Origin of the sequence: Pseudomonas sp. MWU12-2037 (genome assembly GCF_023242345.1) — a bacterium.
GTDB classification, from domain to species: domain Bacteria; phylum Pseudomonadota; class Gammaproteobacteria; order Pseudomonadales; family Pseudomonadaceae; genus Aquipseudomonas; species Aquipseudomonas gingeri_D.
The window spans coordinates 37,885-50,487 of the sequence record NZ_JALLIZ010000001.1 but is presented as its reverse complement, the minus strand read 5'-3'; the positions used below and the strand labels follow the sequence as shown (position 1 = coordinate 50,487).

Here is a 12,603-nt window from a genome sequence, read left to right as displayed (position 1 = left end):
CGATTAACCGCCGGCCACGGGAGCGAACACCGACGCCAGGTGCGCTTCGCTTTCGCCCAGGCTGATATTGGCGTTCAGACCCTGGCGCAGGTACTGGACCATCGCCGGCTGCAGGGCAATCGCCGTGTCGGTCTCGCGATCGCCGCCGGCGACATAGGCACCGACGCTGATCAGGTCGCGACTCTGCTGGTAACGCGACCAGAGCTGCTTGAAGTGCTGGGCGCGGCTCATGTGTTCAGGGCTGACCACCGCCGGCATGACCCGGCTGATGGACGCTTCGATATCGATCGCCGGGTAATGGCCTTCCTCGGCCAGGCGCCGGGACAGGACGATATGGCCGTCGAGCACGCCCCGCGCCGAGTCGGCAATCGGGTCCTGCTGGTCATCGCCTTCGGACAGCACGGTGTAGAACGCGGTGATCGAGCCGCCGCCGGCCTCGGCGTTACCGGCCCGCTCCACCAGCTTGGGCAGCTTGGCGAACACTGACGGCGGATAGCCCTTGGTCGCCGGTGGTTCGCCGATGGCCAGGGCGATTTCCCGCTGGGCCTGGGCGAAACGGGTCAGGGAATCCATGAGCAACAGGACATTCTTGCCCTTGTCGCGGAAATACTCGGCAATCCGCGTGCAGTACATGGCCGCGCGCAAACGCATCAGCGGCGCGTCATCCGCCGGCGAAGCCACCACCACCGAGCGTTTGAGGCCTTCCTCGCCGAGAATGTGCTCGATGAATTCCTTCACCTCGCGACCCCGTTCGCCGATCAGGCCGACGACGATGATGTCGGCCTCGGTGAAGCGGGTCATCATGCCCAACAGCACGCTCTTGCCCACGCCGGTACCGGCGAAGAGTCCGAGGCGCTGGCCACGGCCCACGGTCAACAAACCATTGATGCAGCGAATGCCCACGTCCAGCGGCTGGCTGATGGGATCGCGGTTGAGCGGGTTGATGGTCGGGCCGTCCATCGGCACCCAGTCCTCGGCCTTCATCCCGCCCTTGCCGTCAAGGGCACGGCCGGCGCCGTCCAGCACCCGCCCGAGCATGCTCATGCCCATCGGCAGGCGCCCGGTATCGGCCAGCGGCACCACCCTGGCACCCGGCGCAATGCCGGCCACGCTGCCCACCGGCATCAGGAAGACCTTGCCACCGGAAAACCCCATCACCTCGGCCTCGACCTGCACCGGGTGATAACTGTCGTCATTGATGACCATGCAGCGCGCGCCCATGGCGGCGCGCAAGCCCTCGGCTTCGAGGGTCAGGCCGACCATGCGCAACAGGCGTCCTTCGAGAATCGGCTGCCCAGGCAGGTCAATGGCTTCAGCGTAACCGCTCAAGCGCTTGGCGAAGCTGGTGCGTTCAAGACGCATCGGACAGGTCCGCTTCGGGAGCCGTCGTCAGCGCTTCCTCCAGCTCCAGGGCCATGTCCGGCACCGCCGGGTGCAGGGATTGCTCGTGGAGCTGATCGAACAACTGTGCGATGGCCTTGCTGATACGGGTTTCAATGGTCGCATCGATCCGACTGTGCTCGGTTTCGACCCGGCAGCCGCCGGCCAGCAGGGCCTCGTCCTCGACGATGCGCCAGCTGGCTTCGTGGCGCTCGCGCAAGGCCTTGACCTGGTCGAAGTCCTGGGGATTGATGTGCAAGCGGACATTCTCGGCGCCCAGCGGCAACAGCTTGAGGGCTTCGCGCAGGACATGCTCGATCTGGCTGGAATCGGTCTTCAGCTCACGCTGGATGACCTCGCGGACCATATGCTCGACCAGACCCACCAGGCCCTGCTCGATCTGCCGGTCCTGCTCGGCGATGGGCGCGAACAGATTGCCCATCAGCGCTTCCAGGGACTTGAGCTTGGCACTGAGGGCGACTTCGGCTTCCTGGCGGACCTTGAGCTGGGTGCTGTGAAAACCTTCGCGCTCGCCCACGGCAAAGCCTTCGTTGTAGGCTTCCTGGCGAATGCTTTCGAGTTCTTCAAGGGTCAGCGGCTGGACTTCCTCCAGCGGCACTTCTTCCATCTCGGCCGGCGGTTCTTCCACCGGCTCGGGTTCGGGCTCCTCGACATGCGGGTCGAAACTGGGCAGCGACCAGAGGTCGAAACCGCCCACGTCCCGGGCGCGGATCAGATCGGTTGGATCAGTCATGGCTTGATCCTTAGATCATCTCTTCGCCGCCCTTGCCACCGAGCACGATCTCTCCGGCTTCGGCCATACGGCGGGCGATGGTAAGGATTTCCTTCTGCGCGGTCTCCACGTCGCTGACGCGAACCGGACCCTTGGCTTCGAGGTCGTCGCGCAGCAGTTCCGCCGCACGCTTGGACATGTTCTTGAAGATCTTTTCCTTGACGCCTTCGTCGGAGCCCTTGAGCGCCAGCACCAGCACGTCCGAAGACACTTCGCGCAGCAGCGCCTGGATACCGCGGTCGTCGACGTCGGAGAGGTTGTTGAAGACGAACATGAGGTCTTCGATCTGGGTCGACAGGTCCTCGTCGACTTCGCGGATCGAGTCCATCAACTGGCCTTCGATCGAGCTGTCGAGGAAGTTCATGATGTCCGCGGCACGCTTGATACCGCCCAGGGTGGTCCGGGCCGCGTTGGAGTTACCGGAGAACTGTTTCTCGAGAATCTGGTTGAGTTCCTTGAGGGCCGCCGGCTGCACCGTGTTCAGCGACGAGACCCGCAGGATGATGTCCAGACGCACCTTGTGGTCGAAGTTGTTCAGCACTTCGCCGGCCTGATCGGGGTCGAGGTACGCCACGACGATCGCCTGGATCTGCGGGTGTTCGTAACGGATCACGTCCGCCACCGCCCGCGGCTCCATCCACTTGAGGCTGTCCAGGCCGCTGGTGTTGCCGCCCAGCAGGATCCGGTCGATCAGGCCGTTGGCCTTGTCTTCACCCAGGGCCTGGGTCAGCATCTTGCGCACGTAGTCGTCGGAGCCGACGCCCAGGCTGGTCTGGTCGCCGACGATCTCGACGAACTCGCTCATGACCTGCTCGACCTGCTCGCGGTGCACGTTGCGCATCTGCGCCATCGCCACGCCGACCCGCTGGACTTCCTTGGGGCCCATGTGGCGCAACACTTGTGCAGCATCCGTGGAGCCCAGCGACAGCAGCAGGATCGCGGCTTTGTCGACCCGGGTCAGCTTCTGGTTGACGGCGGCGTTATTACTCATCGGCGTTAATCCACTCTTTGACGACCTGTGCCACACGGCCCGGATCTTCGGCTACCAGACTCTTGATGGCGTTCAGCTGTGCGTCATAACCTTCACTCGGGCTCGGCAGCAGGATGCTCTGCGGACCGCCCAGGCTGACGCGGTCGTTGGCCAGTTCGCCATCCAGGCCGCCCATGCCACCGAGTTCGACGTCGCCGCCAAAACCGGCCAACTGCTTGCCCTTGCCACCATTGGTGATGTTGTTGAGTACCGGACGCAGCACACCGAATACCAGTACCAGGATGAACAATACGCCCAGTACCTGCTTGACCACATCCCAGAACCAGGGTTGCGAGTAGAACGGAATATCGGCGATCACTTCCCCGCGCTCGGCGGAGAACGGCACGTTGATCACGCTGACGCTGTCGCCGCGGCTGGCCTCGAAACCGACGGCATCCTGGACCAGGCGAGTGAAGCGCGCCAGTTCGTCGGCGCTCCACGGCGAACGGGTGGTCTCGCCATTGGTCGGGTTGATCTTGACCTGATCGTCAACCACCACCGCCACCGACAGACGGGTCACGCGACCTTGCTGTTGCTTGGTGTGGCTGATGGAGCGATCCAGTTCGAAGTTCTTGGTCGATTGTTGACGCTTGTCCGCCGGATACGGCGCCAGCATCGGTTGGCCGGTGGCCGGGTCCATGATCTGCTGGCCGTTGGCATCGAGCAGCGGCTGGCCAGCGGCGATGGCGCCGGAAGAAGCCGCTGCGCCGCCGGTGGTCTGCGGCGCGGTGGCCGGGCCTGGCGGTTGGTTGCTCAGGGCCCCCGGCACGCCTTGTGGGCCGCTGCTGGCGGTGCGCTGTTCGGTGGTCGACTGTTCGCTGCGTAGCGCCGGCTGGTCAGGGTTGAATTGTTCGGAGGTCGACTCGACCGCGCTGAAGTCCACGTCGGCGGAGACTTCGGCCTTGTAGCGATCGTTGCCCAGCACCGGTTGCAGGATGTTGTGCACCCGCTGGGTGAGCATGCTTTCCATGCGCCGGCTGTAATCGAACTGCTTGCCGGCCATGCTCAATTCGGAGTTTTGCGCCTGGTCGGAGAGCAGGTTGCCTTTCTGGTCGACGACGGTGACCTGCGACTTGCTGAGTTCCGGAACACTGGTGGCCACCAGGTTGATAATCGCGAGCACCTGTCCGGGCTCCAGGGTACGGCCGGAATACATCTCGACCAATACCGAAGCGCTGGGCTTGCGCTCATCGCGAACGAACACCGAGCTTTTCGGGATCGCCAGGTGCACGCGGGCGGCCTTGATGTTGTTCAGGCTGGAAATGGTCCGTGCCAGTTCGCCTTCCAGGCCGCGCCGATAACGGGTCGCCTCCATGAACTGGCTGGTGCCCAGGCCCTGGTCCTTGTCGAGAATTTCGAAACCGATGTTGCCGTCGCTCGGCGTCACGCCGGCGGCGGCCAGCTTGAGGCGGGCGCGGGACACGTCATCGGCCTTGACCAGCAGCGCGCCGGAGTTCGGCTCGACGGTGTAGGGAATATCCGCCGCCGCCAGGGTTTCCATGACCTGCTTGGCATCCATACCCGCCAGGCTGCCATACAGCGGCCGGTAGTCAGGCTGTTGGGACCACAACACCACGGCAAAACCGATCGCCACGCTGGCCGCCAGGCCGACCATCAGGCCAACCTGACGGAGCATGGTCATTTCGGAAAGATTTTCCAGAAAGGACAACCCGAACAGCGGCGGTTTACCGTCTGCGGGGCCGGACTTGGCCGGTACGTTATCGGCGAGAACTTCTGCCATGACTATTTACGTCCCTAACCCTTAGACCGGCATCTGCATGATGTCTTGATACGCCTGGACCAGCTTGTTGCGCACCTGGGTCAAGGCCTGGAACGAGACACTGGCTTTCTGCGAGGCGATCATGACGTCCGTCAGGTCGACACCGCTCTTGCCGATTTCGAACGCCGTGGACAGCTGGCCAGAGGCTTGCTGCACGTCGTTGACCTTGTTGATGGCATTGCCGAGCAAATCGGAAAAGCTGCTGCCACTGACTTCCGGCGCGGCCACAGCCGATTTGGGTTGAGCCATGGCATCCATTTGCATGGAGCGCATGTCCAGCATCAATCGATTAAATTCAACACCCTGGCTCATGAACGTCTCTCTCCGGCGGCCTGCAATTTTTTGACACTTATGCAGCTGTTAGTGAAGGGTTAGCAACAAGGGTGCCAGCTCCTTGTCGTTCTCGAACAAAATCCGATACACGACACACAAGCCCGAATCGGCCTAGCTGGCAAACAGATAGGCCTCGACATCCATTCCGGCATCGCGCATCTGCGCCAGTTTGTAGCGCAGCGTACGCGGGCTGATACCCAGTCGCTCGGCGGCCTCCTTGCGCCGCCCGCGCTCGGCGCGCAGGGTGTCGATAATCATCTGGAATTCGCGCCGACGCAGGTCGTCGCCCAGGCCACCCACCTGCTCCCCCGCTACCGCCTCGGCCAGCACCGGCTCGCCGACAGACGACCGGTTGGTCGGCGCTAGCCCTGGCAGCGGCGCCGCGCAGACCGGGCCGGCCAGGCAGAAATCCTCGGCCTGGATCAGCCCACCCTGCTGCAGGATCAGCGCCCGCTGGATCGCATTGTCCAGCTCGCGCACATTGCCCGGCCACGGATAGCCGATCAGACAAGCCTGCGCCTGGGCCGACAGTCGAACAGAGGCATGTTTCATTTTGGCGCTGTGCTTGGCAAGTAGACGTTCGGCCAACGGCAGAATATCGGCGGTACGCTCGCGCAACGGACGCCAGGCCAGCGGAAAAACCGACAGGCGATAGTAAAGGTCCTCACGGAAGCGTCCCGCCGCCACTTCTCCCACCAGGTCGCGGTTGGTGGTGGCCACCACGCGGATATCCAGGGTGATCGGTTTGCGTGCACCGACCCGCTCGACCTCGCGCTCCTGGAGCACACGCAGCAGCTTGGCCTGGAGACCCAGGGGCATTTCGGAAATCTCATCGAGCAGGATGGTCCCTCCATCGGCCTGCTCGAACTTGCCGGCCTGGGCCGCGATGGCCCCCGTGAACGAGCCTTTTTCGTGGCCGAACAGGGTGGCCTCAAGCATATTGTCGGGAATCGCCGCGCAGTTGATGGCGATAAACGGCTGGCTGGCACGGGGTGATTGCTGGTGGATATACCGCGCCAGCACCTCCTTGCCGGTGCCGGACTCGCCAGAAATCAGCACCGTCGAATCGCTGCGCGCCACCCGCGCCGCCAGCTCGAGCAACTGCGCACTGGCCGGCTCCGAGGCGATCGGCCCCTCGCTGTCTACCGCGCCCGGCTGCCCCAGGGCATGCCGCGCCACCAGATCGAGCAGGGCCTTGGGCTCGAACGGTTTGACCAAGTAATCGGCCGCGCCCTGGCGCATCGCATCCACTGCCCGCTCCACCGCCCCGTGGGCGGTCATCAGCAATACCGGCAATTGCGGCTGGCGCGCGCGCAACAGGCCGAGCAACTGATGCCCGTCCATGCCCGGCATATTAACGTCGCTGATCACCAGGCCGAACGACTCCGCGGCCACCGCCTCCAGTGCTTCCTCGGCCGAACCGACCGCGTGGAACCGATGCCCGGCCAGCAGCAAGGTATCGGCCAGCGCCTCACGCAAGGCATGATCATCCTCGACCAGCAGGACCTTGAGCAGCGGTCTCATTGTTGAGCCTCCTCCATGGCGCCAGGAATCAGCGGCAGGCAGACCATCGCACAGGTGCCACGCCCCAGCCGCGATTGTAATTGCATGTCACCCTGATGCGCCCGGGCAACGGCCTTGACCACCGCCAGGCCGAGGCCGGTGCCGGTGGTCTTGGTGGTAAAGAAGGGTTCGCCCAGGCGCAGCAGCACGGTCGGGTCGATACCCGAGCCATTGTCACTGACGCACAGGCGCAAGGTCGCGCCACGGGCGTACAGGTGCACCTTCAGGCGCACCTGGCCGGTGGTGGCCTGCTGGGCGTTTTCGATCAGGTTCAGCAGCGCGCCCACCAGGGTGTCGCGATTGCACAGCAACTCACCGACATGACTGTCGCACTGCCAGCGCACCGAGGCTCCCTGGACATGGGTCTGCGCCGCTGCCTGCAGCGCCTGCATCAAGCCATTAGGCGTCAGCCGATCGGTCAGCGGCAGCTCGCCACGGGCGAACACCAGCATATCGCGGACCTGGTGCTCCAACTCGTGCAGGCGCTCCTTCAAGCGCCCGGCAAAGCGTTGCTGGGTCTCGACCGGCAAGGCCTGCTCGGCGAGATGGCTGGCATAGAGCAAGGCCGCCGAGAGCGGCGTACGGATCTGGTGCGCGAGGGACGCAACCATACGTCCGAGCGAGGACAGGCGCTCGTGCCGGGCCAGTTGATCCTGCAGGCGACGGGTTTCAGTCAGGTCATTGAGCAACACCAACTGACCCGGCTCGGCATCCAGCGAGCGGGTGGAGATCGACAGACGCCGGCCGTCCTTGAGGGAGATTTCATGACCGTCGTCTTCACGTGGAGCAAAGCAACGAGCGATCACCTGACGCCAGAGCTCGCCGACCAGAGGCAGGCCGAGCAACTCCCGGGCCGCCGGATTGGCTTCGCTGACGATCCCCAGGGAATCGATGACGATGACCCCGCCCGGCAACAGGTCGAGCAGGTTCTGCAAACGATTGGCCAAGCGCTCTTTTTCCGCCAGTTCGGCCATGCGCTGGGCGCTGACCACGGCCAGCTCGCCCTTGAGCTCGGTGACCCGGGCTTCAAGCAGGCTGTAGGAATCGTTGAGTTGCGTCGACATCTGACTGAACAGCGAGAAAGCCTGCTCCAGACCCAACCGACCGGCCTGCTCGACGGACGACGAAGATCCCGAGGCTTCAGGGACAGGTGACATCGGGGCGGCTTGGGGCATGGTGCTCTCTCGCTTGGCTGACCGTCATTTAAACGGAACGTTACAAGAGACTTAGCAATACCCGTGCCGAAAAAAAACCAGCCATTTTTCAGCAGCTTGAAAAACAGGCGTCAATCATCCGCCTGTTCATCACCCTCGCGACGACTCATCCCGTACTTGCGCATCTTCTCCACCAGGGTGGTGCGACGGATACGCAGGCGCTCGGCGGCGCGCGCCACGATGCCATTGGCGTCGTCCAGCGCTTGCTGGATCAGGCCCTGCTCGAGGCCACCGAGGTAGTCCTTGAGGTCCAGGCCTTCGGGCGGCAGCATTGCCGAGGTGGTGAAGTCCGGGGTATGGCCGTTGATCGCGACCCGCTCTTCGAGGTCGCTGCGCAGGCTGTCCACCAGTTGCTCGTCTTCGTCATCGACGTAGCGGAATTTCTTCGGCAGCTCGGCGACGCCGATCACCCCATACGGATGCATGATCGCCATGCGCTCCACCAGGTTGGCCAGCTCGCGGACGTTGCCCGGCCAGGCGTGACGGCACAGCGACATGATCGCCGCCGAATTGAAGCGAATGGAACCGCGCTTTTCGTGTTCCATGCGCGAGATCAATTCGTTCATCAGCAACGGAATGTCTTCGACCCGCTCACGCAGCGGCGCCATCTCGATGGGGAACACGTTCAGGCGGTAGTAGAGATCTTCGCGAAAGCTGCCGACCTCGATCATGCTTTCGAGGTTCTTGTGGGTGGCCGCGATGATGCGCACATCGATGCTCTGGGTCTTGTTGCTGCCCACGCGCTCGAAGGTCCGCTCCTGCAGCACGCGCAACAGCTTGACCTGCATCGGCAGCGGCATGTCACCGATCTCGTCGAGGAACAGGGTACCGCCGTTGGCCAGCTCGAAACGCCCGGCACGGGTGGTGATGGCCCCGGTAAAGGCGCCCTTCTCGTGACCGAACAGTTCGCTTTCCAGCAACTCGGCCGGGATCGCCCCGCAGTTGACCGGTACGAACGGCGCGTCGCGTCGCTTGGAGTGATAGTGCAGGTTGCGCGCCACCACTTCCTTGCCAGTGCCGGACTCGCCAAGGATCAGCACGCTGGCGTCGGTGTCGGCCACTTGCTGCATCATCTGGCGCACATGCTGGATGGCACGACTGGTGCCGACCAGGCTGCGGAACAGGTTGGGCTCGCGCTGCCGGCCGCGCTCACGGGCCTGGTCGTACATCTCGCGATAGACCTGGGCACGGTGCAGGGAGTCGAGCAACTTGCTGTAGCTGGGTGGCATTTCCAGGCTGGACAGGACCCGGCGACGCTGGTCTTCGGGCAGGTCGGCAGAAGAAATTTCGCCGAGAAGCAACACGGGAAGGAACTCATCCCAGGTTGACAGTGTCCTAAGCAAGCCTGTCAGTCCGCTCACGGCATTGACCGTCCCGATCAGGACGCACAATACCTCACGACTGGACGACAAGGGGCCGACCATCTGCTGCCAGTCATCGCTGGAGCAGGAAATATTTTCTTCGCCGAGAAAATTTAAGATCACCGCCAGGTCGCGGCGGCGAACGCTATCGTCATCGATCAGCAGAATTTTGGTTTCACGCCACATGCAATAGCAACTTCCCTAGTCAACTCGATGCCCGGTATGGGTGGGGCAAGCTAGACATCCGAGGCCGGACAGGGCCTCCAAGGACGACTGAAATCTGGAAACAGCACTAGTTAAGTCAAAAAAGCGTACATAGTCAAATTTATGGCGCAATACGGTTCGATTAACCCAACATTAACCGAACAGATGGTAAACCTTTGCGGCGTTCCTTGCTTGCTGGATCTTCGACATCTCATCGACTATTGACTGACGTTCGGTCATCGCTGCTTCCAGCAACTGACGATAGACGTGCAACAACTCCTCAAGCTTGACGCGCAGCGCATCCTCGTCCAACCCCGTCTCGCCCAGCACATCTTCCATGCAAGCGCGGCAGGCCAGGTCCAGCTGGGTGATGGCCTCCCAGTCACGCTCGGCCAAAGCCCTTACCAGGGCTTCGCGGGTTTCTTCGATACGCTGCAGTACGAGACTCATGATGCGCTCCTTAGAACTGCGGACCCGGTGGTGCGATAGCGTCCCAACCTTCCTTGACCGTTGTCAGCAGGCCGGCGACTTCGTCGAGCATCCCGATGTCCGAGTTTACATTGGCTTGCAGCAGGCGCGTCATCATATAGGCGTAAAGATTGTCCAGATCGGTCAGCGAATCGGCTGACTTTTCCAGATCCAGGCCCTCGCGCAAACCACCGACAATATCGATGGCCTTGCCGATGGCGACTCCCTTGGCGGGGATGTCCTTGCGCTCGATGGCACCTTTGGCCTGGGCGATACGATCCAGGCCACCTTCCATCAACATCTGCACCAGACGGTGAGGACTGGCCTCGGAGGTCTGAGCCTGGGCTCCCACCTTCTGGTATTGCCGAAGGGCTAGCATCGGATTCATGTTCTACCTCTTTAACACTCAGGGTTCGTATAAGAAGTGTATCGCCTTTGAGTCATAAAACTTTAGACCCAGAAGGCAAAAACCCGGCACGCGCTAAACGCAGCCGGGTTTTTGGCGATCCATCGGAAGTTAGCCCGACTTCTGCGCGGTCAACGAAGTGAAGAACGCCGTGATGCTGTCCCCCGTCGCCTTCAACTGCCCGACCAACGCGTCCATGGCGTTGTACTTGGCCGTCAGGGTCGCAGTCAGGCTGGTGACATGCAAATCCAGTGCCGCCTGCTGACTCGCCAGGGCACTGGCCTGGGTGTTCAAGCTGGTGCTGCGCTGATCGAGCAAACCGCCGGTCTGGACGTAGGGGGCGATCGCCGCGGTCATCCGTGCCAGCACACCGTCCGCCCCCGCGTTGGCGGTGGTCCCGGTAAACAGCGTCTGCACCTGGCCGCTCAGACCATCGGTGGTCATGGCCCGATTGAACGTGGTGGAGTTGAAGTTCAACTGCCCCGTCTGCGGATCGGTCCCCACCCCCAGTTGCGAGAGCACCGCCAACTTATTGCCCGACCCGGGCGTGGTGAGCACGCCACGGACACTGGCAATCAGTGCCCGAGGCATGGAGTCGCCAGTAAACGCCGCCGGCTTGCTATTGCCACTGGAGTCGGTCGTCGGGGCACTGAGGGTGCCGATGGTCGTCATCAAGCTGTTGTAGGCGCTCACGAACGTCTGGATCGAGGTCTGCAGACCGCTGGTGTTGGTGCCCACGGTGACCACCGAAGTAGAACCCGCGCCTCCAGTCCCCGAGAGCAGGTTCAGTGTCAGACCACTGACGGCACCGGTGACGGTATTGGTCTTGCTGGTAACCGCCAGGCCATCAATGGTGATACTTGCATCCTTGGCCAGACCATTGACCGCGCCCGAGCTTGACGCTGTCGGGGGATTGGCCATTGCCTGGGTACCGTCGATTGTCAGGCCGGCAATACCACTGACCGACAAGTCGGAACCCGCGCCAGTGGTGTTGGAGCCGAACACAAGACGCGCCGCGCCGCTACTGTCGGTCACGATGTTGGCGGAAATACCGTTGCCCGCCAGCGTGGAGTTGATTGCGTCACGGGTGCTCTGCAGCGTTGCATTGGCCGGGATGGTGACATTGTAATTAGTGCCATTCTGACTGATGGTCAGGGTACCACTCGGAATGGCACTGGTTGCACCGCCGGAAAAAGAAGCACTGGAAACCTTCGAGCTCGTGGCGAGGTTATTCACCGTAATACTGTAGTTACCGGCTACCGCGGTATTGTCAGTGGTAGCCGTCAATACGGACGGCGATCCGGAGGTTGCCGAGAAGCCGGCGAACTGCGGAGTGGTCGAGCTGTTGAGGGCGGTCAGTGCGGTCTGGAAGGTCGTCAACGCACTTTTCAGCGCACCCACGCCAGAAAGCTTCAGCGTGTTGGTTGCTTGCGACGTGCTTATCTGCTGCGTCGCGGCAGCTGAATCGGCGTTGACCAACGCGGTCACGATCGAGCCGATATTCAGGCCGGAACCCAGGCCCGTAGTTGGTACAATTGGACTTGCCATGTTTATCTCCCTTCAATTTGCAGCCAGTCTTTTGACCCTTGCCAGCGCCAAAGGCAACTGCACACACGATTCATGCCAGCTGTCAGGCTTTCGCATCAAACAGCACATTACTCGCTGAACTCAGACTGTCAGCCAGTTTCAAGGCTTCCTCGGAGGGGATCTGTCGAACCACCTCGCCGCTGTCGCTGGCGATCACCTTGACCACGACTTGCCCGGAGTGCTCGTCAATGGAAAATTCCAGGTTGCGCTTGATCGATTGAACGAACTTCTCGATATCCTGCACAGCCTTTTTGAGTCTGTCGGAAGAATCCGAATCATTGCTGGTGGCCGAAACGGGTTTTACCGGATCCGCCTGAGGCGCCGCCGTGGCCGATACCGGCTTGCCGGCAACAGAACTGGAACTGGCCGGCGTAACAGCGGGGTAAGACAGACCAAGCTTTACACTCATGTCCATATCTATCACCTCTCAACATGAAAAAGCGAGAGAGTGCGACCAGCGCACCCCCCCGCCAAAACTCATTCC

At 62.3% G+C, this 12,603-nt stretch carries 12 protein-coding genes; all 12 read right to left on the bottom strand.

Annotation, left to right across the window (positions count from 1 at the left end; all coding sequences use genetic code 11):
* Positions 1 to 3: 3 nt before the first annotated feature.
* Positions 4 to 1,362, bottom strand: coding sequence for a flagellar protein export ATPase FliI (gene fliI, locus M5B42_RS00220; protein ID WP_103495958.1), 1,359 nt, complete (start codon positions 1,360 to 1,362; stop codon positions 4 to 6).
* Positions 1,352 to 2,134: a flagellar assembly protein FliH gene (gene fliH, locus M5B42_RS00215; RefSeq protein WP_248744700.1), complete on the bottom strand. Its 783-nt coding sequence runs from the start codon at positions 2,132 to 2,134 to the stop codon at positions 1,352 to 1,354. Before fliH ends, fliI begins: the two co-directional genes overlap by 11 nt.
* 10 nt (positions 2,135 to 2,144) lie before the next feature.
* Positions 2,145 to 3,164, bottom strand: a complete 1,020-nt coding sequence (gene fliG / locus M5B42_RS00210; RefSeq protein ID WP_100939016.1) for a flagellar motor switch protein FliG — start codon at positions 3,162 to 3,164, stop codon at positions 2,145 to 2,147.
* A complete protein-coding gene (gene fliF, locus M5B42_RS00205) occupies positions 3,157 to 4,944 on the bottom strand; it encodes a flagellar basal-body MS-ring/collar protein FliF (RefSeq protein WP_103495960.1) in 1,788 nt (595 codons plus the stop codon). The genes fliG and fliF overlap by 8 nt, the downstream gene beginning before the upstream one ends.
* A 21-nt stretch (positions 4,945 to 4,965) precedes the next feature.
* Positions 4,966 to 5,295 carry a flagellar hook-basal body complex protein FliE gene (gene fliE / locus M5B42_RS00200; RefSeq protein ID WP_103495961.1) on the bottom strand — a complete coding sequence of 110 codons (330 nt, stop codon included), beginning with the start codon at positions 5,293 to 5,295 and terminating at the stop codon, positions 4,966 to 4,968.
* 132 nt (positions 5,296 to 5,427) lie between these two features.
* A complete protein-coding gene (locus M5B42_RS00195; RefSeq protein WP_248744699.1) occupies positions 5,428 to 6,840 on the bottom strand; it encodes a sigma-54 dependent transcriptional regulator in 1,413 nt (470 codons plus the stop codon).
* Complete coding sequence (locus M5B42_RS00190) at positions 6,837 to 8,036, bottom strand: ATP-binding protein (protein WP_248744996.1); 1,200 nt, start codon at positions 8,034 to 8,036, stop codon at positions 6,837 to 6,839. Before M5B42_RS00190 ends, M5B42_RS00195 begins: the two co-directional genes overlap by 4 nt.
* 128 nt (positions 8,037 to 8,164) lie before the next feature.
* A complete protein-coding gene (locus M5B42_RS00185; RefSeq protein ID WP_248744698.1) occupies positions 8,165 to 9,640 on the bottom strand; it encodes a sigma-54 dependent transcriptional regulator in 1,476 nt (491 codons plus the stop codon).
* A gap of 171 nt (positions 9,641 to 9,811) precedes the next feature.
* Positions 9,812 to 10,108 (bottom strand): flagellar protein FliT, encoded by a 297-nt coding sequence (locus tag M5B42_RS00180; protein WP_152738503.1) that lies wholly within the window; start codon positions 10,106 to 10,108, stop codon positions 9,812 to 9,814.
* A 10-nt stretch (positions 10,109 to 10,118) separates the two neighbouring features.
* Positions 10,119 to 10,514, bottom strand: coding sequence for a flagellar export chaperone FliS (gene fliS, locus M5B42_RS00175; RefSeq protein WP_103495966.1), 396 nt, complete (start codon positions 10,512 to 10,514; stop codon positions 10,119 to 10,121).
* A gap of 129 nt (positions 10,515 to 10,643) precedes the next feature.
* Positions 10,644 to 12,080 (bottom strand): flagellar filament capping protein FliD, encoded by a 1,437-nt coding sequence (gene fliD, locus M5B42_RS00170; protein ID WP_248744697.1) that lies wholly within the window; start codon positions 12,078 to 12,080, stop codon positions 10,644 to 10,646.
* Between the two features lie 82 nt (positions 12,081 to 12,162).
* On the bottom strand, positions 12,163 to 12,534 hold the full coding sequence (locus M5B42_RS00165) for a flagellar protein FlaG (protein ID WP_152738497.1): 372 nt from the start codon (positions 12,532 to 12,534) through the stop codon (positions 12,163 to 12,165).
* Between the last annotated feature and the right edge of the window lie 69 nt (positions 12,535 to 12,603).